Source organism: Amycolatopsis sp. NPDC054798, from assembly GCF_053611505.1.
On record NZ_JBSHAM010000004.1, the window covers coordinates 177,773 to 198,729 of the forward strand.

Consider the following 20,957-nt stretch of genomic DNA (forward strand, 5'->3'; position numbering starts at 1 on the left):
TACGCGGGCGGCCCGCGGTCCCGCCGCGCCCCGCAACGCCCCCCGCGCCCGCCCCCCCCCCCCTCGGGGGGCGGCCCCACGGTCGTTTCCAGGGGGAGCACGATGCGGGTTTTGATCGCCGGCGGCGGAGTAGCGGGCACGGTCACGGCGATGGCGCTGCAGCTCGCCGGGCACGAGCCGGTCGTCTTCGAGGCGCACCCCAGCGGGGGAGAGGACGCGGGGGCGTTCCTCGTCGTCATGCACAACGGCATGAACGCGTTGCGCGCGATCGACGCCGACACCCCGGTGATCGAGGCGTCTTTCCCCTCGACAGCCATGGAAGTCGTCGGCCCGGACGGAACCACGCTCGGCGCGCACGAATTCGACCGCGAACTCGACGGCCCGCGCACCCTCACCCGCGCCGCGCTTTACCGTGCGCTGCAACAGGAAGCGTTGCGCCGGGGCGTCCAGATAGTGCACGGCAAACGCCTGGTCTCCGCGACCGGCGGCGTCACCGCGACGTTCCAGGACGGCACCACCGCGTCCGGCGATCTGCTCGTCGGTGCGGACGGCCTGCATTCAGCGGTCCGCACCCTCATCGACCCGCAGGCCGAGCCGCCGCGCTTCACCGGCTTGACCGTTGTCTACGGCTACACCCGCGCCGAAGGACTGCCCGCCGCGCCCGGCATCTACCGGATGTTCCGGGGCAGCCGCGCCTCGTTCGGCTACACCACCGGCCCGGACGGCGCGGCGTACTGGTTCGCCCGCGTGCCCGACTCCGAACGCTCGCGGGCCGAGATCGCCGCCGTCACCCCGGAAGGCTGGCGTGAGTTCACCCACGCCGCCTTCGCGGACGACCCGCTGCCGTGCGCCGCGATCGTGGCCGCGACCGGCGACGACATCCACGGCGGCCACTCCTACGACCTGCCGACCACCCGCGTGTGGTCCACGCCGTCGATGGTGCTGGCCGGCGACGCGGCACACGCGGCGTCCCCAGCGGCGGGACAGGGAGCGTCGATGGCGCTGGAAGACGCGGTCGTGCTCGGCCAGTGCCTGCGCGATCTGCCGGACGCGCCCGCCGCGTTCGCGGCCTACGAGCGGCTGCGGCGGGCCCGGGTCGAGAAACTCGTGGCCGCCAGCGCGGGCAAGGACGTCGGGGGCGAGCGAGGCTGGGCATACCGGCATCATCTGGACTGGAGTGCGCGAATCACAGCGTGAGCGCCGCGCCGACGATACGATCCGGCCATGACTCAAGCCGCGCCACCACAGCAGTTCCCGATCCTGCTGTCGACGATGAACGATCTGCCCGGGTACCGCGTTGTCCGCGTGTTCGGCGAGGTTTTCGGGCTCACCGTCCGCAGCCGCAACATGTTCTCCAACATCGGTTCCGGGTTCAAGGCGATGGGAGGCGGCGAGCTCAAGGGCCTCACGAAGCTGCTGTCCGACTCGCGCCACGAAGCCCTCTTCCGGCTGTGCCAGGAAGCCATGCAGCACGGAGCGAACGCCGTGCTCGCGCTGCGCTTCGACTGCAACGAGATCGCCGGCACGGCCAGCGAAATCGCCGCGTACGGCACCGCGGTGTACGTGGTCCCGGACGGCGCCCAGCAGCAACAGCAGCAGCAGGCTCCGCAACAGCAGCAGGCCCCGCAGCAGCAGTACGCGCAGGCGCCGCAGCAGCAGTACCAGGCCCAGCCGCCGCAGGCCTGACGCGCCCGGCATGCTTGCCCGTGCGTCCAGCGGTTTCGTGGATGCACGGGCATCTAGCGTGCGAGGCCGGAAAACCCCTGCTCCGACCCGGATAGCGTGAACCGGGTGAGCAACCCGTTGATCGCGGAGACGAAGGACTCGACCAAGGCGTATTCGGGCATCACCCTGCTCGAATCGGGCGAAATGGTGAAGTCCGGCATCGAAAAGGGCGACTGGGCGTCGATCGCGATGGGGGCGGTCGGGGTCGCGCTGGACGTGCTGTCGACCGCGATGGACCCGTTCGGGTCGATCCTCGCGGCGGGCGTCGGCTGGCTGATCGAGCACGTCGGGCCGCTGAAGGAGGCGCTGGAGGCGCTGACCGGCAAGGCCGACGAGATCAAGGCGCAGGCCGAGACGTGGCAGAACGTCGCGAAAGAGCTGGAAAGCATCGGCAAGGACCTGACGTCCTGCGTCGAGAAGGACCTGCAGTCCTGGACCGGCGAGGCGGCCGACGCCTACCGCGAGCGGACCAAGGACGTCGCGAACCTGCTCGGCGCGGCGCAGAAGGGCACCGAGGGCGCGGCGTCCGGGGTGAAGACCGCGGGCGAGGTCGTCGCGGCGGTCCGGATGCTGGTGCGCGACATCATCGCGCAGCTCGTCGGGCACCTGATCAGCTGGGCGCTGCAGGTGCTGTTCACCGCCGGGATCGGGATGGCGTGGGTGCTGCCGCAGGTGGTCGGCGCGGTCGCCAAGACCGCGGCGGAGCTGGCCCGGATCACCAAGCAGCTGGTCGCCGCGCTCAAGGCGCTGATGCCGCTGCTGAAGAAGGCGGGGGTCCTGTTCGAGGACGCTGCCAAGGCGTTGAAGAGCATCAAGGGCGGCAAGCCCAAGCCGTCGGGCGGGCCGAAGAACATCGAGACGAAGCCGAAATCGGAACCCAAGCCGGAGAAGGAGAAGGGCGGGGACTCGACCACCGCCTCCGGCGATCACTCCGGGCCGCCGAAGGGCGAGGTCAAGCCGCAAGGCGACCATTCCCCGCCGCCGCCGAAGGACGAAACCAAACCGCAGGGCGACCACTCCGGCGGGCCGTCGAGGAACGAGGAGCCGCCTCCGGCGGACCGGAGCGGCAACCAGGGCGGCAAGGACTCGCCGAAGGACGACCCGAAGGCGAGCGACACCCGGGGCGGCGCGGACGAGTGCAAGACCGCCGGGGACCCGGTCGACGTCGTGCGGGGCTCGGTCCTGATCGCGGACACCGACCTCGAATTGCCGAGCCCGCTCGTGCTCGAACGGCTGCACGTCTCGTCGTACCGGTCCGGCCGCTGGTTCGGCCCGAGCTGGACGTCGACGGTGGACCAGCGGCTCGAAGCCGATTCCGGCGCCGTCCGGTTCTTCGCCGCGGACGGCCGGATCCTGGTGTACCCGCGGGCCGGGGACGGCGAACCGGTGCTGCCGCTGGAAGGTCCGCGCCGTCCGCTGACCGCGGCCGGCGACGGCTACCTGCTCGCAGATCCGGTCAATGGCACGGAATTGCGCTTCGGTCCCGGCCGCGGCGGCGTCTTCCCGCTGCGGAGCGCGACCGACGCCGCGGGCGACCGGATGGACGTCGAGTACGACGACCTCGGCGCTCCCCGGCTGATCCGCCACTCCGCGGGCTACCGTGTGGCACTGGACGCCGAGGCGGGCCGCGTGACCGCGATCCGGGTGCTCGGCGACGGCCAGCAGCCGGTGCTGGTCCGCAGTTTCGGCTACGACGACCTCGGCCGGCTGGCCCTGGTCTTCAATTCCTCCGGCCTGGCAACGCGATACGACTACGACGCCGACGGCCGGATCACCGGCTGGCAGGACCGCAACGGCATCTGGTACCGCTACATCTACGACGCCGAGGGCCGCTGCGTCCGCACGGTAGGCGACCGCGGCGTGTACGACGGCGAGTTCGCCTACGACCGCGAACAGCGGATCACCCGCTACACCAACGCACTCGGCCACGTCACGGAATTCCACTTCAACGAAACCTCGCAGCCGACCAACGACGTCAGCCCGCTCGGCGCGACCACAGTGTCCACATGGGACCGTTACGACCGGCTGTTGTCGCGCACCGATCCGCTGGGGCGCACCACCGGTTTCGAGTACACCGCCGAGGGCCTGCTCACCGCGGTCGTCCGCCCGGACGGCAGCCGCGCGCAGGTCAGCTCCGCGCCGGACGGCACGCTGACCGTCACGGTCGAGACCGCCGAACGCACCTGGCGGCGCGTCTATCCGCCGGGCACCGCACCGGATCTGTTCACCGCGCAGGCCGGGATCGCCGCGACCGGATTCGCTCAAGATCGCCAGCTGACCGGCGGAGAACCGGCGCGTTCCGAGCCCGATCCGGTGGAGCGCGACCAGTTCGGCCGACCCCGCGTGGTAGCCGACGGCACCCGCTTCGGCTGGACGGTCGACGGGAGCCAGTCCAGCCGGGTCGGTCCGTCCGGGCGGCGCGAGGAACGGCGTTACGACGCCGAGGGAAACCTCGTGGAACGCATCGGAGCGCGGTTCGAATACGGCCCCTTCGACCTGCCGGTCGCGAAGATCGACGCCACCGGCGCCCGCACCTCTTACGAGTACGACACCGAACTGCAGCTCGTCCGGGTCACCGACCCGGCAGGCCTGACTTGGAACTACACCTACGACGCCGACGGCAGGCTGATCGCGGAAACCGATTTCGACGGTCGCGAGCGGCAGTTCGCCTACGACGCGGCCGGCCAGCTCGTGCGGTCCGTCGACGGGCTGGGCGCGGTCACCGAGTACAGCTACGACGCGCTCGGCAACGTGATCGAGCGGCGCACGGAAAGCGGGACCGTCCGCTACGAGTACGACCCCGTCGGCTTCCTCGCGCGCGCCACCGAGGGTTCCTGCGTGCTGGAGATCGAGCGCGACGAGGATGGCCGCGTGGTCCGGGAATCGGTCGACGGCCGAGCGGTTTCGTACGTGCACGAGACTTCCGGTATCCGCCGCACCACGCCGTCCGGTTCGGTCAGCGAATGGAGTTTCGACGACGAGGGCAAGGCGATCGCGTTGTCGACCGGCGGGCACGAGGTGCTTTTCCGTCACGACGAAGCGGGCCACGAGGTCGAACGCGTGCTGGGCGGGAACACTGTGCTGGCACAGGCTTTCGACACGGAACACCAGCTGGTCGCGCAGACTTTGGCCGCCGGAAGCCAGATCCGGCAGCGGCGCGAATACCACTATCGCGCCGACGGCCACCTGGTCGGTGTGGACGACACGCTGTCCGGCCCCACGCGGTACCAGCTCGACCCCGCCGGTCGCGTCACTGGCGTGGTCCGGCGAGAGGGCCAGGAGACTTACCGCTACGACCCCTCAGGCAATATCCGGCACGCGCAGCTGCCGTTCGCCGAAGCGGACTCCGGTTCGCGCGGCTACACCGGAAACCGGCTTACTGCGGCCGGCGCGGTGCGTTACGTCCACGACGGACAGGGACGGCTCGTCGCGCGCCACGAGAATTCCCAGACCTGGACGTACCGCTGGGATGGGCAAGACCGGTTGCTCGCCGTGGAAACGCCGGACGGCGTCCAGTGGCGGTACCGCTACGACCCGCTGGGCCGCCGCATCGCCAAAGAGCGCTGGCTGCCCGGCGCGGAGGCTCCGGCCGAGGAAACCCTGTTCTCGTGGAGCGGGCAGCTGCTGGTCGAACAGGAACACCGGCTGGCCGATTCCGCCCCGCTCACGCTTACCTGGGACCACCTGCCCGGCACCGTGCGCCCGGTGACGCAGACCGAACTCCTGGGCAAGAGCGCCCGGTTCTTCTCGTTCGTCACCGATCCGGTCGGCACCCCGGTGGGACTGGTGGACGCCTACGGCGCCGTCGCCTGGCGAGCGTCGGGCTCGCTGTGGGGCCGCACCCGCCCCGGCGGTACGCCCCTGCGGTTCCCCGGCCAGTACGCGGACGACGAGACTGGCTTGCATTACAACGTTTTCCGCTACTACGACCCGGGCACCGGGCGCTACCTGAGCCAGGATCCGCTCGGCCTCGCCCCGGCTCCGAACCCGGCCGCCTACGTGCCCAACCCGCTCGCCGACGCCGACCCGCTGGGGCTGGGCAACTGTCTGGGCCGGGAGAAATCCGGCCCGGGCGACGACGCGCGCCCGAACGAAACCCCGGGCGGCGGGAACAACGCCGGGCACGTGCAGGACACCAACCCGTCGTCGGCGCCGCCGCGGGAGCCCACTCCTCCGCCCCGCGAACCGACGCCGCCGCCGCGGGAACCGACTCCGGAGACGACCACAGCGTCGTCGGCGCCTCCGCCCCCGCCGCCTCCTCCTCCGCCGCCGCCGGGCAAAGTTCCCGGCGGGCCCCCGGCGCCTCCTCCGCCCCCGCCGGGCAAGGTCCCCGGCGGGCCTCCGGCCGCTCCGCCTCCGCCGCCGCCCGGAAAGGTCCCGGGCGGCCCGCCGCCCGCGAAGAAGCCCGGCCTGTCGATGGAAGAGCAGATCGCGAAGCGGAAGGAAGCGCTGAACAAGACGGAGGTCGTCAAGAAGGAAGAAGCCCCGCCGTACAAGATCAAAGAAGGTGCGGAGGCCAAGGCCGAAAAAGAGCGGGTCGACGCCAAGATCGACGAGACCTTGAAGAAGTTCAAGGCCGAAGATCCCCCGCGCGTGCTGAAGGACGAGCCGGGCGTGCTGCGCATCCCGAACGACCCCAAATACGTGGCGACCACGAAGGTCTCGGAACTGCCCGACTACCTCAAGCACAACATCGACCCGAAACACAACGACAAATCGCTCGCCGAAATGCTCGGGTACGACCGGAAGGACTACTTCAATCCGGACGGCACCCCGAAGCCCTCCGGCCAGAACGCGCGGGCCAACGACCTTCTCGACCGGGACGGCGGCGCCGGGTTCAACCCGAGGGAGGGAGTGATCAACATGGACCCGCGCAAGAGCGACAACGAGATCGCGCACGAGCTGGGCCACGCCTTCCAGAAGCAGGAGGGCAACTTCACCAAGAACAACACCAACGGTTCGCTGCTGGAGTACGACAACGTGCTCCGCAACGAGAACAAGGTCAACCCGGGCCTGCGCAGCGACTACAAACTGGACGACGTACCGGTCGGGAACCGGAACAAGACCTGGGACGAAATGGTCGCCGACGTCGACCGGATGCCGAACAAAGAGGTCCGGGAAAACAACAAGGCCATGCTGGACCGGATCGACGACGTGCTGAAGAACGATTCGAGATACGCGGGGAACTCGGACCAGATCCGCAAGAACCTCGCGTCCGAGTACTTCTTCAAGAACAAGCTCCAGGAGCCGATCGCGATGTGACCGAAGAAGAAAAGGGGCCCGCACCGGAAACCGGCGCGGGCCCCTTTTTCTTGCGGGCTACTTCTGGTACAGCGCCTCGATGTCGGACGCGTAGTTCTTGTTCACCACGTTCCGCTTCAGCTTCAGGCTCGGCGTGATCTCGCCGCCCGCCTCGGTGAAGTCGTTCGCCAGCACGGTGAACTTCTTGATCGACTCGGCGTGCGACACCTGCTTGTTCGCCTCGTCGACCGCCGCCTGGATCTCCGCGCGCAGGTCCGCGTCCTCGGCCAGTTCGGACACCGTCGCCGAGTCCGGTTTGCCGTGCTGGGACTTCCAGGCCGGGAAGTACTCCTCGTCGATGGTCACCAGCGCGGCGATGAACGGCCGCTGGTCGCCGACCACCATCACCTGGCTCACCAGCGGCGAGGCCTTGATGGTGTCCTCGAGACCGGACGGGGCGACGTTCTTGCCGCCCGCCGTCACGATGATCTCCTTCTTGCGGCCGGTGATCTTGAGGAAGCCGTCCGCGTCCAGTTCGCCGAGGTCGCCGGTGTGGAACCAGCCGTCGGTGAGGGCTTCCGCGCTCGCTTCCGGGTTGTTGTAGTACCGGCCGAACACGACGTCGCCCTTGAGCAGGACTTCGCCGTCCTCGGCGATGCGCACCGAGGTGCCCGCGACTGGACGCCCGACGGTGCCGACACGGAACGCCGCGCTGGTGTTCACGTTCGCCGCGGCGGACGTTTCGGTGAGGCCGTAGCCCTCGAACACCGGCACGCCGATGCCGCGGAAGAAGTGCGCCAGCCGCGCGCCGAGCGGGGCGCCGCCGGACACCGCGGCGACGCAGCGGCCGCCCAGAGCGGCGCGGAGCTTGCCGTACACCAGCTTGTCGAACAGCAGGTGCTTCGCGCGCAAGCCCAGCCCGGCTCCGCCCTTTTCCTGCGCCTCGCTGTACGCGACCGCGGTGGCCTCGGCGGCGTCGAAGATCTTGCCCTTGCCGTCGGCGTGCGCCTTCTGCTTGGCGGTGTTGTAGACCTTCTCGAACACGCGCGGCACGGCGACCACGAACGTCGGCCGGAAGGTGCCGAGGTCGGGGACCAGGTTCTTCACGTCCGGCGTGTGGCCGAGGGTGACGCGGGCGGTGAGCGCGGTGATCGCGATCGCGCGGGCGAGGATGTGCGCCAGCGGCAGGAAGCACAGCAGCGAGTTGCCCTGCTCCATCAGCTCCGGGAACGCTTCGATGTCCGCGCGGATCTCGGCGAGCAGGTTCCGGTGGGTCAGTTCGACGCCCTTGGGCCGCCCGGTGGTGCCCGAGGTGTAGACGATGGTGGCCGTCTCGTTCGCGGTCACGCTGCGGCGGCGGGTGTGCAGGTCCTCGTCGGAGACCTCGGCCCCGAGCGCGGTCAGCTCGTCGACGGCGGGGGAACTGCCCTCGATCTGCCAGGTGTGCTCCAGCGTGCTGAGCCGCCCGCTGATCTCCTCGACCGCTTTCCGGTGCTCGCCGGTTTCCACGACGACGGCCTTGGCCGCCGAATCGGAGAGGATCCAGTACACCTGTTCAGGCGAAGACGTTTCGTAGATCGGTACGGTCACCGCGCCCGCGGCCCAGATCGCGAAGTCGGCCAGCGTCCACTCGTACCGGGTCTTCGACATCAGCGCGACCCGGTCGCCGTGCCCGACGCCCGCCGCGATCAGTCCCTTGGCCACGGCCGCGACCTGGTCGGCGAAGTCCTTCGCGGTCACGTCGAGCCAGGTGCCCTCGACCTGCCTGCGGAAGCTGACCACGTCGGAGAACCGCTCCGCGTTCGCCCAGACGACATCGGCCAGGTTCTCGTCGTCGGTCACCGGTTTCCCGGCGGGGGCGCTGTATTCGCGCACGTGGACCTCCGTGTTCGACGCGTGCGGTTACCCGCCAGTCAACTTAGCGTGCCGTAGACCTTAAGACCATGCTGGCACGTGGCGCGCGGCGAGGTCGTGACATCGTGTCCGGGTGCACGAACCGCCAGCTCTCGATCTTGTCGACGAGACCTTCCTCGTCGTGCCCCCGTCCACCGTCGCGGCGGCGTTCGCGGACCCGCGCTCGTGGCGGCGGTACTGGCCCGACCTGGAATTGCGGGTCTACACCGACCGGGGGGACAAGGGCCTGCGCTGGACCGTCACGGGCGCCTTGATCGGTACCATGGAGGTCTGGCTGGAACCCGTTCTCGACGGCACCGTGCTGCACTACTTCCTCCGGGCCACGCCGGCCGGTCCCGGCGGCGTCCCGCGCGAGCTGAGCCCGCGCGAACTGCGCCGCGAGTTCGACCGGCGGGCGCGGGCGGCGAAGGACGTGGCGCTGGGGCTGAAGGAGATCCTCGAGGACGGGCGCGAGCCGGGGGTTCCGCCCCGGACCGTCGAGTAGGAGGCTCTTGTGCGGGTTCACGTCGTTTCGGACGTGCACGGCAACGCCGACGCGCTGAAGCGGGCGGGGGACGGGGCGGACGCGCTGGTCGTGCTCGGCGATCTGCTCGACTTCGTCGACTACCACGACCACGACAAAGGCATCATGGGCGTGCTGTTCGGCGCGGAGAAAGTCGGCGAGTTCGCCCGCCTGCGCCGCGAAGGCACCAGGGACGAGACGGTCGCCTACTCGCGCACGCTGTGGGCCACCCTGGACGACCCGGCCGCCGCGGTGGACGAAGCGGTCCGGGAGCAGTACTCCACGCTGTTCGCCTCGATGACCGCGCCGACGTACGCGATCCCCGGCAATGTCGACGCTCCGTCAGCCTGGCCGGAGTTCGCCGGCGAAGGCGTGCACCTGGTCGACGGCGAGGTCGTCACCATCGGCGGCCTGCGGTTCGGCTTCGCCGGCGGCGCGGTGCTGCCGGACGGCATGCTCCCGCGTCCGCGCAAGGGCGCGGCCTGGCGGCCGTACCTGCGGGCGCGCGAGGAGTTCGACGCGGCGGTTTCGCTGCTGGACCGCGTCGACGTGCTCTGCACGCACATCCCGCCCGCGGTGCCCGAACTGACCTACGACGTGGTCGCGCGACGCGCCGAGATCGGTTCGAAAGCCATGCTGGACCTGATCCTGCGGCAGCGTCCGCGCTGGTCGGTCTTCGGGCACGTGCACCAGCCGCTGGCCGTACGGCGCCGCGTCGGGCACACCGAGTGCCGTAACGTGGGTCACTTCAAGGAGACCGGGCAGCCGTACGTGCTGCGCTGGTGACTGTGCTGTCCGGCTACGCTTCGTCCCATGGCCGAGCAGTCCACGCAGTCCATCGAGGTCGACGCTGAGCCCGCACGGGTCATGTCAGTCATCTCCGATTTCCCCGCGTACCCGGAGTGGGCCAAGGCGGTCCGCGAGACCGAGGTGCTCGCGGCCGACGACGCGGGCCGGGCGAAGCAGGTGAAGCTCACCCTCGACGCCGGGCCGATCAAGGACGTGTACACGCTCGAGTACGACTGGGACGATTCCGGTCTCGGCGTCAGCTGGCATCTGGTCAAGGGCCAGATGCAGAAGGCGCAGAACGGCCGGTACGCGCTCGAACCGCTCGGCGGCGGGCGCACCCGGGTCACCTACACGCTGTCGGTGGAGCTGGCGCTGCCGATGATCGGGCTGCTGCGGCGCAAGGCGGAGAAGATGGTCATGGACACCGCGCTCAAGGAGCTCAAGCGCAGGGCCGAGGGCTAGATGCGCATCCTGCTGTTCACCGGCAAGGGGGGTGTCGGGAAGACGACGCTCGCCGCGGCTACCGCTGCCGCGCTGGCCGGCCGCGGCAGGAAAACGCTCGTGGTGTCCACCGACCCGGCGCATTCGCTGGCCGACGCGTTCGCCGCGCCGCTCGGAGCCGAACCTTCCGAAGTGGACCTCCGCGGCGACGGCACGCCCGCCGGTCTGTGGGCGGCGCAGGTGGATTCCCGGGCGCTGGCCGACCGCACCTGGCACGAGCTGCGCGGCGAACTGCGGAAAGTGCTGGCCGGAGCCGGTCTGGACGTCCTGGACGCGGAAGAGCTGACCGTGCTGCCCGGCGTGGACGAGCTGCTCGCCCTCAGCGAAGTGCGGCGGCTTTCGTCGCAGGGGCCGTGGGACACCGTGGTGGTCGACTGCGGTCCGACCGCTGAGACGCTGCGCCTGCTTTCGCTGCCGGAAGCGGTTTCGGGCTACCTGGGCCGGGTGTTCGGCAACCGGCGCGTGGCGGCGTCGGTCCGGCAGCTCGGCACCCATCTCGACGCGCTGCGCGAGCTGCTCACCGATCCGCGCGTGACCACGGTTCGGCTGGTGCTCACGCCGGAACGAATGGTCGTGGCCGAAGCCAGGCGCACTCTCACGTCGCTGGCCTTGCGGGGCATCGCGGTCGACGGCCTGATCGCCAACCGGCTCATGCCCGCGCCCGGGTTCTGGCGCGGTTCGGCGGCGAAGTGGCTGCGCACCCGGCGGGACCAGCAGGACGCCGTGCTGGCGGAACTGGCCGAGGCCGGATTCGGTCCGGGCGAACTGGCGCGCGTCGAGCATCGGGCGAGCGAACCGGTCGGAGCCGCCGCGCTCGCCGAACTGGCCCGCGAACTGTACGGGAGCCGGGATCCCTTGTCCGGCAACGGAAAACCGGTCACCCCGCTGTTGTCGGTCGCTGCCGACGGGGACGGTTTCCGGTTGCGGGTCGCGCTCCCGCTGGACCGGGATTCGGCGGTCGACCTCGCCCGCGTGGACGACGACCTGGCGATCACCGTGGACGGCTTCCGCAGGCTCGTCGCACTGCCCGAGACGCTGCGCCCGTGCCGGATCACCGGCGCGGAATCCGATGCCGACGGCCTGGTGGTCAGCCTGGCCGGGAACCGGGGACCCGGGTGAGCGAAGAACACAGCGACGACCGCGCGGCCGGGTCTTACGCGGACGGCCTGAAACTGGCCGAGGAGATCCGGCTGCTGGTCGAGATGGTGATCGAACGCGCGGCGCCGTGGCTGGAGAGCGTCATGGCCGCTGGGCACGGCGAGCACGCGGCGCCGGAGGAACCCGGTGCGCCGGGCGCGTCCGGTGTGGAGGACAGCACTTCGGGATGCGGGTGGTGCCCGCTGTGTGCGATCGTCGCCGTCGTGCGCGGTGAGCGGCCGGAGTTCGTGGCGCGGGTCCTCGAACAGGCTGCCCAGCTCATCGCGCTGCTGCGGGCGGTGCTCGCGGACCGCTGGGAGCCGGACGAGGGCGTGCACATGCCCGGGTTCCGGCCCGCCGCGCGTCCGCCCGAGCCCGCCGCGGCGTCGTCTTCGGAGCCGTCGTCGCGGGTCCAGCACATCGCCGTCCGCAAGCGCGCGGACTGGCAGCCGGAGCGGGAGAACTGATTGCTGACCGTAGGGGTGGACGTCGGCGGCACCAGCGTGCGCGCCGGGGTCGTGGACGAGCGCGGCTCGCTGCTCGACACGGCGCGCGTCGGGACGCCGAGCGAGGAGAACGCGCTCGAAGACGCCATCGCCGGGGTCGTCGAGAACCTGCGCAACCGGCACGACGTCGCCGCGGTCGGCCTGGCCGTGGCCGGTTTCGTGACCCGCGACCGGCGTTCGGTGATGTTCGCGCCGCATCTCGCCTGGCGCAACGCCCCGGTGGCGGACCGGATCGCGAAACGCGTCGGCCTGTCGGTGACGCTGGAGCATGACGTCAATTCGGCAGTCGTCGCCGAACACCGCTTCGGCGCGGCGCGCGGGGCCGGGGTGGCGGCACTGGTCGCGCTGGGCACCGGAATCGGCGCGGGTTTGCTGCTGGACGGCGAGATTTACCGTGGCGCACACGGGGTCGCCCCGGAACTCGGCCACCTCACCGTGGTCCGCGACGGACGCGCGTGCCCGTGCGGCAAGTACGGCTGCTGGGAGCGCTACTGCAGCGGAACCGCGCTGGCCGCGACCGCGGTCGAACTCCTGGCCCGGTACCCCGGCCGTTCCACTGTGCTGTCCCGCGAAAGCGCCGGAGACCCCGGTTCGGTCACCGGCCGCCGAGTCGCCCGCGCGGCCCGCGACGGCGACCCGATCGCCTTGCGCGCCATGGCAGAGCTGGCGAAATGGCTGGGCGAGGGACTCGCTTTGGTGGCGGACGTCTTCGACCCGGAAATCATCGTGATCGGCGGCGGAGTGTCGGAGTCCGCGCCGCTGTTCCTGGACGAGGCCCGCGAGCACTACGCCGGGGCGATCACCGGCGCCCGGCACCGCCCGCTGGCGCGGATCCGGACCGCGCACCTCGGCGACGACACGGCGATCGTCGGGGCGGCGGCACTGGCGATGGACACGTTGTGAGCGTTGACGTCGCGGGTGGCCTTGGCGCGGGGGGTTCCCACCGGGATTAACACTCACGAGGTTCTGTGGAAGGCTGGACCGGTGACGCCGATGACCGCCAACCGCTTTGTGCGGTGTTCCTGCGGCAGGCGGCACTGGGGCGCGTTCGGCGCGGCCGGGTTGTTGTTGTGCGACCCCAGTCGCGGGGTGCTGTTGCAGCGCCGTGCGTGGTGGGTGCACAACGGCGGCACGTGGGCCTTGCCCGGCGGCGCGCTTGAAACAGGCGAGAGCGTGCACGAGGCCGCTGCCCGTGAGGCGTGGGAGGAAGCCGCTATCCCGTCGTCGGGGTTCCGCGCGATGTCCGCCTCGGTGCTGGACCACGGCGAATGGCAGTACACGACCGTGCTCGGCCTCGCCGACAGTGCCTTGCAGGCCCAGGTCGCGAACGAGGAAAGCGCCGAGATGCGCTGGGTCCCGCCGGACGAGGTGGCCGCACTCGACCTCCACCGCGATTTCGCCGCCGCCTGGCCGGTGCTGCGCGAACAGCTGGGCCGGGAACTGGTGCTGGTGGTCGACGCGGCGAACGTGATGGGCTCCCGGCCGGACGGCTGGTGGCGCGACCGCCGCGCCGCCGCGGAACGCTTGCGCGACCAGCTGACCACCCCGGCCGAACACGGCCTGCGCGACGACGTGGCCGGCATCGGCGCGGGCCCGGCGTGGTCCTGGTGGCCCCGGGTGGTGCTGGTGGTGGAGGGCAAAGCCAGGGGAGTGGAACCGATCCCGGGCGTCGAGGTCGTCGCGGCGGAGACCGACGGCGATTCGAAGATCGTCGAGGTGACCGCCACCGCACGGCAACGGCCGGACGACCACGTCGTGGTGGTGACGGCCGATCGCGAGCTGCGCGGCCGGGTGGGGGCTCTTGGCGCGGGGGTGCTGGGGCCGGGGGCTTTGTTGCGGGAGCTGGGCGGCTAGGGGTCGTCGCCGCGGTGTCGCTGCTTGGCGAGGGTTTCGTGGTGATGGCGAGCTGCCTGGCGGGGCGGTGTTCTCGGTGCGGGAGTGCTTGGGCCGGGGAGCTTGCGCGGGAGTTGGGTTAGGTAGTCACGGCCGCGTTGTCGCTGTTTGGCGAGGGGTTTCGCGGCTGTGGTGACGGCGAGCGGCCGGGTGGGCGTTCTTGGTACGGGAGTTGGGCTAGGCCAGCACGGCCGCGCCGTTGCTGCTTGGCGGGGATTTCGCGGTAGTGGTGATAGCGAGCGGCCGGGTGGGCGTTCTTGGTACGGGAGCTGGGCTAGGCAGTCACGGCCGCGTCATTGCTGCTCGGTGAGGACTTCGCGTGGTGACGCGAGCTGTCGGGCCAGGGCGGTGTTCTCGGTGCGGGATGCTCGGCATGGGGACTTTATTGCGGGAGTTGGGCGGCTAGGGGTCGTCGCTCCTCGGCGAGGGTTTCGCGGTTGTGGTGATGGCGAGCTGCCTGGCGGGGCGGTGTTCTCGGCGCGGGAGTCCCCCGGTCGGGCAGCTTGCGCGGGGGCTGGGCAAGGCAGTCACGGCCGCGTCATCGCTGCTCAGCGAGGCTTCGCGTGTGGTGACGGCGAGCGTCCGGCCCGAATCGGCGCTCTCGATGCACCGCCGCCCGGCCGGGGACATCGCCGCACCTGACCACCGCAGCAGTCCTCGTCGCCCCGCCTTTGCCCGGCAGCCCCACGCCGCCGGGACGATCGACCGGCCATCCGCGCGGCCGGACCGCCGGTCAGCCGTCACACGGTCTTCACCGCCCCCGCGTCGACCAGGTGGTCCGTCCCGGTGATGCTCGCGGCCAGCGGCGACGCGAGATACGCGATCAGCGTGGCCACTTCCTCCGGTTCGATCAACCGCCCGGTCAGCATCCCGGCACCGGCGGGAAGCGCGGCCAGCAACTCCTCGTGCGACAACCCCATCGAGGACGCCAGCTCGGCACCGTAGCTGTCCGGTCCTTCCCACAGCGCAGTGCGAACCGGCCCGGGCGAGACGGTATTGACCCGCACGCCCTGCGGGCCGAACTCCTCCGCCAGCGCCTTCCCGAACGCGGTCAGCGCGGCTTTCGCGGTGGTGTAAGCGATCGGGCCCGATTGCGGTATCCGCGCGCCGTTCGATGAGACGGTGACGATCGCGCCCCGGCGTTCGGCCAAATGCGGCAACGCGGCGCGAGAAGCCCTGACCGCGGCGAGGAAATTCAGCTCCATCATGTCCGTCCACTGCTGATCCGTCAGCGACAGGAAACCGCCAGCTTGTCCGCTGCCGCTGTCCCCGCCGCCGACGTTGTTCACCAGGACGTCCAATCCGCCGAATTCCGCGACGGCTTGTTCGATCAGCCGTCCGGGACCGTCCGGTGTGGAGAGGTCCACCGCGACAGGGACCGCGCCCGTTTCCTTCAGTTCCGGCGTGATCGTCCGGGCCGCGGCTACCACTCGTATGCCCTCGCCGATCAGCGCGGACACCGTGGCCAGCCCGATCCCTCGGCTCGCGCCGGTGACTACTGCGGTCTTGCCGGTCAGCTGCAGGTCCATTGGAAATCCCCCAAAGTCGTGTCAAGGTCGATGCAGTTACGCTAGCAGTTGCAACATGAGTGTCGCAACTAAGAACCGAGTAGCGACCATGGCGTAAACTGAGCAGCATGGAAAAGCGGGCCCTGCGCGCGGACTCGGAACGGACGGCCCAGGCGATCCTCGAGGCCGCCGAACGCGTGCTCAGCGACAACCCGGCGGCGACGATGGAGCAGATCGCGGAAGCCGCCGGTGTCTCGCGGACGACCGTGCACCGCCGGTTTGCCAGCCGGGACGCGCTGGTGGACGCCATGACGCTCTGGGCGACCCAGCAGTTCCACGACGCGCTCGCCAGCGTCCGGCCCGACGTCACGCCGCCGCTGGTGGCGCTCTACCAGGTGACGGCGAACGTGCTGCGCGTCAAGCTCCGGTGGGGGTTCGCGATGAACGCCCACCCGGCCGAAGAAGGCGTGCTCACCCCGGACGTGGCCGCCCAGTGCGACGTCTTCTTCCGGCGGCTGGAGGAAAGCGGCGCGCTGCGGCCCGGCGTCGACCTGATCTGGGCCCGCCGCGTGTACTGCGCGCTCATCCACGAAGCGGCGCAGGACCAGGACTCCGCCGACCCGGACGCGCTGGCGACCCGCGTCGTAGACACCGTGCTGGGCGGCTTCGGCAAACCCGGCGTGACGATGGGCTAAACCGGACGGCGGGCTAGGGGAGCCCGTCCCCGGCGAGTTCGGCGACGATCTTCGCGATCCGCCGTTCGCGGGTCTCGGCGCGCTTGGCCGAAGTGACCGCTTCGGCGCGTTCCCGTTGCGCGGTAAAGGAAAGCTTGTCGAACGCCGCCCGCGCGCCGGTCCGTCCCGCCAGCGCCGAAGCCAGGTCGTCCGGCAGTTCGACGGTCCGCTCGGCGAGATCGGCTTCGAGCGTGACCTCGACCGTCTCTCCGGCGGCGACCCCGGCCGCCTCCCGGTTCGCCGCGCTGAGCGGCAGCATGAACTCGCCGGAGTAGACCGCGACCGTGCTCCGGTAGGTGTGCGGGCCGATGGTCACCCGGACCTTCGGCCGCCGTCCCTGGCCGAGGGACTCGACCACGTCGGCCGGGACCCGCAGGCCGGTGGCGGTTTTGCCGTTGAGTTCGACGAGCGTGCGGAACGTATGCGACATCGCTGCCTCCCGGTCCAGCTAAGCGTGCGGGACGCCGTCGCGCATCTCCGTGACCAGTGCGGCGACCACGGCCTTCAAAGATCCGTTGTACTGCTTCGCCACCGCCCGCTGCCGCTGATAGCTCGCGCCGACCTGGAGAATGTTCTCGACGTCGCGCAGTTCGCGCACGCAGTCCAGCCGCCGGGCGACCGGTTCCAGCCGGTCCAGCAGTTCGGCGAGGTCTTCGGTGACGAGGCGTTCGCGACCGGCGGCGTCGAGGATGACAATCGCGTCGAGGCCGTAGCGCGCGGCCCGCCATTTGTTCTCTTGCACGTGCCACGGCGGCAGCGTCGGCAGCGCTTCGCCTTTGTCGAGCCGGTCGCTGAAGTCGTCCACCAGGCATTGGGTGAGCGCCGAAATCGCGCCGACCTCCTGCAGCGTCGGCAATCCGTCGCACACCCGCATTTCGATGGTGCCGAAATGCGGGGCCGGGCGGATGTCCCAGCGGATCTCGGAAAAATGGTCGATCACGCCGGTGATGAACATGTCCTCGACGTAGCCCTCCAGTTCCGTCCACTTGCGGAACTGGAACGGCAGGCCGGCGGTCGGCAGCTGCTGGAACATCAGCGCGCGGTTCGAGGCGTACCCGGTGTCCTCGCCGGACCAGTACGGCGACGATGCGGACAGCGCCTGCAGATGCGGGGCGTAGCGCAGCAGCCCGTCGAGCACCGGCAGCACCTTGTCCCGGTGGTCGAGCCCGACGTGGACGTGCACGCCGTAGATCAGCATCTGCCTGCCCCACCACTGGGTGCGGTCGATCAGCTTGGCGTAGCGCTCCTTGTCGGTCACCTTCTGCCGGTACCACGAGGAAAACGGATGCGATCCGGCGGAGAACACCTCGACGCCCAGCGGGTCGGCGACCCGGTGCACCTCGTCGAGCGCCTCGTCGAGGTCGCGTTTCACCTCGCCGACCGTGCGGCAGACGCCGCTGACCACCTCGATGGTGTTGAGCAGCAGTTCCTGTTTGATCCGGGGATGCTCGGCCGCGCCGTCCGGGCGGACCGCGGCGAGCAGTTCCTCCGCGACCGACCGCAGTTCGCCGCTGCGCCGGTCCACCAGCGCGAGTTCCCATTCCGCGCCGACCGTGGAACGCCGGGACGCCTGGAAGTCGATCCGCATGCCCGCCCGGTCAGACTTGGGCGCCGTTGCTGGGGTCCGCGCCGGGCGGCGGGCCCTGGCGCACGCGCAGCAGGAGCAGCGCGATGCCGGTGGCGAGCGAGAGGATGCCGAGCGGCGTGGCGAGCGCGGGGCCGACCCCGATCAGGTTCGGCACGATCAGCAGCAGGAGCCCGACGACGAAGAACAGCAGCACGATGAACGCGCCCTTGCGCCAGCGCGGCAGCGGCGGCGGCTCCGGCGGCACGTAGTGCTCGTCGTCCTCGGCCGGGTCGCCGGAGAACATCGTGGTGTCCCAGTCGGTGCCGCCGGTGCGCCAGCCTTCCGACGGCGCGGGGGGCGCGGACGGGGGAGCGGAGGGCGGGTCCGCGGCGGGTTTGGGCTTGGCCTTGCCCGTTTCGGGTTCGGCCCCGGAGGACGCCTCGGGCTCGGCGGCCTTGGGCCCGGCGCCGGAGAACGGGTCCTCGTCCAGGAACACGCCCACGCCCTCGGCCCGCAGGTCGGCCACGATCTCGGCGAACGTGGCGTCGACGTCCTCGGGTCCGTCCGCGCCTTTCCCCCGGTTCATCCGGCACCCACCTGTCCCGCCCGCAGCTTCCGGGCGAAGTCGACACTGCGGCTGAAGATCAGCTCCGCGTCGTGGTCCTGCGTCGCGACGTGGAAACTGTTCTCCAGCACCACCTCGGTCACGTCCGTGCTCGAGATGCTGTCCAGAACGATCTGCGAGTTCTCGGGTTCGACGACGTGGTCGACCCGCGAGTGCAGCAGCAGCACCGGCTGCGTCACCTTCGGCAGGTCGGCCCGCACGATCTTCCACAGCCGGGCGAGGCTCGCCGCGGCCCGCACCGGCGTGCGCGGGTAAGCCAGTTCGACCTCGCCTGGCTTCGCGATGTCGTTGCCGATCGCGCGGATCGACGGGACCACCCGCGACAGCAGCGGCAGCACCTTGGCGTCCAGGCTCAGTCGCGTGACCGACGGGTTGACCAGCACGAGGCCGGAGATGTCCGAGCCGAACTCCTCGGCGAGGCGAAGGGAGAGCGTCCCGCCCATCGACATCCCGCCGACGAACACCTGGTCGCATTCCGCGCGCAGCGCCAGCAGCGCCTCGCGGACCGTGCCGTACCAGTCCTGCCAGTTCGTCCGGTTGGCGTCGCGCCAATGGGTGCCGTGGCCGGGCAGCAGCGGGCAGCGCACCGCGAAGCCCTCCCCGGCCAGATGGTCTCCCCAAGCGCGCATGCCCGCGGGCGTCGCGGTGAATCCGTGGCAGAGCAGGAAGCCGGCCCCGGAGGAACCCGGGTGGGAGAACGGTTCCGCGCCGGCGAGCACGCCCATCACGAACGCCCTTCCGAATCGAAGCGGTGGAGTCCTCCCATGCTCTCACGCCGAAGCCGGGTTGTGGGCCCCACTCGCGGAAGCGGAGATCCTTCCGGTCCCGCTGTGAGATCGGTCGCTGCCGCCGGGTGACCGCGCGCACTCGCGTTGTGCGGGCCGGTGCTTGTTCCGTACCCTGACCTGCCGGGGCCCGCGCGGGCAGGAAAGGACTGGAACCCGGTGCTGTACTGGCTGATGAAGTGGGTGTTCATCGGGCCGCTGCTGAAGACGCTGTGGCCCACGAAAGTCGTCGGCGCCGAAAACATCCCCGAGACGGGTGGCGCCATCCTCGCCGGGAACCACCTCGCGGTCGCGGATTCGTTCTTCATGCCGCTGCGGGTCAAGCGCAAGGTCACCTTCCCGGCGAAGTCGGAGTACTTCACCGAACCCGGGTTCAAGGGCCTGCTCAAGAAATGGTTCTTCACCGGCGTCGGCCAGTTCCCCATCGACCGCTCCGGCGGCAACGCCGCGCAGGCCGCGCTCGACACCGCGATCCGGCTGGTCAAGGACGGGCACCTGCTCGGCATCTACCCCGAGGGCACCCGCTCCCCGGACGGACGGCTGTACAAGGGCAAAACCGGCGTCGCCCGGATCGCGCTCGAATCGCGCGGCGTGGTGATCCCGGTGGCGATGGTCGGCACGGACAAGGTCAACCCGATCGGTTCCAAAATGTGGTGGCCGCGGAGGCTCGAGGTGCGCTTCGGCAAACCCCTCGACTTCTCCCGCTACGAGGGACTGGCCGGCGACCGGTTCATCGAACGGTCCATCACGGACGAGATCATGTACGCGCTGATGGAGCTGTCCGGCCAGGAGTACGTGGACATTTACGCGGCCAAGGCCAAGGAACTGCTCGCGGCGGAAGCGGCCGGAGTGAAGCCCGCGGTGCCGCAGCCGCGCGGTCTCGACGCCGATCGGGTGCCGGAGACGAAGGCCGGTTAGTCGCCCACTAGAGTTCCCCGGTGCGTTTTTTCTACGACACCGAGTTTATTGAGGACGGCGTGACGATTGACCTGGTGTCGATCGGTGTCGTTGACGAGCGCGGACGCGAGTTCTACGCCGTGTCCACGGATTTCGACCCTGGCCGGGCGGGGGCATGGGTGCGGGAGAACGTGCTGCCGAAGCTGCCGTCGCCCGCCGATCCGGCGTGGCGGAGCCGGGAGCGGATCCGGACGGATCTGCTGGAGTTCTTCGGGAAGCCGCCGGGCGGGATCGAGCTGTGGGCTTGGTTCGCGGCGTACGACCATGTGGCGCTGGCGCAGTTGTGGGGGCCGATGCCTGCGTTGCCTCGGCAGTTGCCGCGGTTCACCCGGGATTTGCGGCAGCGGTGGGAGGACGCGGGGAAGCCCAAGCTGCCGGCTGCGCCTGGGGATCAGCACGACGCGTTGGCTGATGCTCGGCATAACTTGCAGCGGTGGGAGGTTATTGAGGAGGCGTTTCGGCGGAGGTGAGGCCGCGGTTTCGGCTCGTCGCCTGGCGGCGACATTGCCGTGGGTTCTGCTTGGGGCACCCCGAAGCCCATTGTGATGACGGACGGCGGGTGCTTGTCAAGGA

Annotated in this window: 19 protein-coding genes; 13 read left to right on the forward strand and 6 right to left on the reverse strand. The window is 70.3% G+C overall.

Going from position 1 to position 20,957, the window contains the following annotated elements:
* Positions 1-102 precede the first annotated feature (102 nt).
* From ACWGIC_RS04670 to ACWGIC_RS04680, 3 genes are all read left to right on the forward strand, one after another.
* Complete coding sequence (locus tag ACWGIC_RS04670) at positions 103-1,197, forward strand: FAD-dependent monooxygenase (RefSeq protein WP_452074524.1); 1,095 nt, start codon at positions 103-105, stop codon at positions 1,195-1,197.
* Between the two features lie 27 nt (positions 1,198-1,224).
* Entirely contained in the window at positions 1,225-1,686 is a 462-nt protein-coding gene (locus ACWGIC_RS04675) for a YbjQ family protein (protein ID WP_452074525.1), read from the forward strand.
* Between the two features lie 105 nt (positions 1,687-1,791).
* The gene (locus tag ACWGIC_RS04680) at positions 1,792-6,987 is read left to right on the forward strand and encodes an RHS repeat-associated core domain-containing protein (protein ID WP_452074526.1); all 5,196 of its coding nucleotides are present in this window, start codon (positions 1,792-1,794) and stop codon (positions 6,985-6,987) included.
* A 57-nt stretch (positions 6,988-7,044) separates the two neighbouring features.
* On the opposite strand, the gene ACWGIC_RS04685 is transcribed toward ACWGIC_RS04680, so the two are convergent.
* On the reverse strand, positions 7,045-8,841 hold the full coding sequence (locus tag ACWGIC_RS04685) for an AMP-dependent synthetase/ligase (protein ID WP_452074527.1): 1,797 nt from the start codon (positions 8,839-8,841) through the stop codon (positions 7,045-7,047).
* A gap of 112 nt (positions 8,842-8,953) precedes the next feature.
* Between ACWGIC_RS04685 and ACWGIC_RS04690 the strand changes: the two genes are divergently transcribed.
* The 7 genes from ACWGIC_RS04690 to ACWGIC_RS04720 all read left to right on the forward strand — a co-directional run bounded on the left by ACWGIC_RS04690 (position 8,954) and on the right by ACWGIC_RS04720 (position 14,169).
* On the forward strand, positions 8,954-9,364 hold the full coding sequence (locus tag ACWGIC_RS04690) for a polyketide cyclase / dehydrase and lipid transport (RefSeq protein WP_409182078.1): 411 nt from the start codon (positions 8,954-8,956) through the stop codon (positions 9,362-9,364).
* 9 nt (positions 9,365-9,373) lie between these two features.
* On the forward strand, positions 9,374-10,168 hold the full coding sequence (locus tag ACWGIC_RS04695; RefSeq protein WP_452074528.1) for a metallophosphoesterase family protein: 795 nt from the start codon (positions 9,374-9,376) through the stop codon (positions 10,166-10,168).
* 27 nt (positions 10,169-10,195) lie between these two features.
* A complete protein-coding gene (locus ACWGIC_RS04700; RefSeq protein ID WP_067595182.1) occupies positions 10,196-10,633 on the forward strand; it encodes an SRPBCC family protein in 438 nt (145 codons plus the stop codon).
* Positions 10,634-11,791, forward strand: coding sequence for an ArsA family ATPase (locus tag ACWGIC_RS04705; RefSeq protein WP_452074529.1), 1,158 nt, complete (start codon positions 10,634-10,636; stop codon positions 11,789-11,791).
* An 83-nt stretch (positions 11,792-11,874) separates the two neighbouring features.
* The gene (locus ACWGIC_RS04710) at positions 11,875-12,276 is read left to right on the forward strand and encodes a hypothetical protein (protein ID WP_452074546.1); all 402 of its coding nucleotides are present in this window, start codon (positions 11,875-11,877) and stop codon (positions 12,274-12,276) included.
* A gap of 15 nt (positions 12,277-12,291) precedes the next feature.
* Positions 12,292-13,218, forward strand: a complete 927-nt coding sequence (locus tag ACWGIC_RS04715) for an ROK family protein (RefSeq protein WP_452074547.1) — start codon at positions 12,292-12,294, stop codon at positions 13,216-13,218.
* 81 nt (positions 13,219-13,299) lie between these two features.
* Positions 13,300-14,169, forward strand: coding sequence for an NUDIX domain-containing protein (locus tag ACWGIC_RS04720; protein ID WP_452074530.1), 870 nt, complete (start codon positions 13,300-13,302; stop codon positions 14,167-14,169).
* A gap of 779 nt (positions 14,170-14,948) precedes the next feature.
* Here the strand turns inward: ACWGIC_RS04720 and ACWGIC_RS04725 are convergent.
* Positions 14,949-15,737, reverse strand: coding sequence for an oxidoreductase (locus ACWGIC_RS04725; RefSeq protein WP_452074531.1), 789 nt, complete (start codon positions 15,735-15,737; stop codon positions 14,949-14,951).
* Positions 15,738-15,844: 107 nt separating this feature from the next.
* Here ACWGIC_RS04725 and ACWGIC_RS04730 point away from each other — a divergent pair, with 107 nt between their 5' ends.
* Positions 15,845-16,411, forward strand: coding sequence for a TetR/AcrR family transcriptional regulator (locus ACWGIC_RS04730; protein ID WP_452074532.1), 567 nt, complete (start codon positions 15,845-15,847; stop codon positions 16,409-16,411).
* 13 nt (positions 16,412-16,424) lie between these two features.
* On the opposite strand, the gene ACWGIC_RS04735 is transcribed toward ACWGIC_RS04730, so the two are convergent.
* Genes ACWGIC_RS04735 through ACWGIC_RS04750 form a run of 4 tightly spaced genes read right to left on the reverse strand, consistent with a single transcriptional unit; the run spans position 16,425 to position 19,367 of the window.
* On the reverse strand, positions 16,425-16,880 hold the full coding sequence (locus ACWGIC_RS04735) for a YdeI/OmpD-associated family protein (protein WP_452074533.1): 456 nt from the start codon (positions 16,878-16,880) through the stop codon (positions 16,425-16,427).
* Between the two features lie 18 nt (positions 16,881-16,898).
* A complete protein-coding gene (locus ACWGIC_RS04740) occupies positions 16,899-18,038 on the reverse strand; it encodes a glutamate--cysteine ligase (RefSeq protein WP_452074534.1) in 1,140 nt (379 codons plus the stop codon).
* Positions 18,039-18,048: 10 nt separating this feature from the next.
* Positions 18,049-18,603: a hypothetical protein gene (locus ACWGIC_RS04745; RefSeq protein ID WP_452074535.1), complete on the reverse strand. Its 555-nt coding sequence runs from the start codon at positions 18,601-18,603 to the stop codon at positions 18,049-18,051.
* Positions 18,600-19,367: an alpha/beta hydrolase gene (locus ACWGIC_RS04750; RefSeq protein WP_452074536.1), complete on the reverse strand. Its 768-nt coding sequence runs from the start codon at positions 19,365-19,367 to the stop codon at positions 18,600-18,602. The genes ACWGIC_RS04745 and ACWGIC_RS04750 overlap by 4 nt, the downstream gene beginning before the upstream one ends.
* Positions 19,368-19,586: 219 nt before the next feature.
* Here ACWGIC_RS04750 and ACWGIC_RS04755 point away from each other — a divergent pair, with 219 nt between their 5' ends.
* Complete coding sequence (locus ACWGIC_RS04755; RefSeq protein WP_452074548.1) at positions 19,587-20,345, forward strand: lysophospholipid acyltransferase family protein; 759 nt, start codon at positions 19,587-19,589, stop codon at positions 20,343-20,345.
* Positions 20,346-20,365: 20 nt separating this feature from the next.
* Complete coding sequence (locus tag ACWGIC_RS04760) at positions 20,366-20,854, forward strand: polyadenylate-specific 3'-exoribonuclease AS (protein ID WP_101434802.1); 489 nt, start codon at positions 20,366-20,368, stop codon at positions 20,852-20,854.
* The last annotated feature ends 103 nt before the right edge of the window (positions 20,855-20,957 follow it).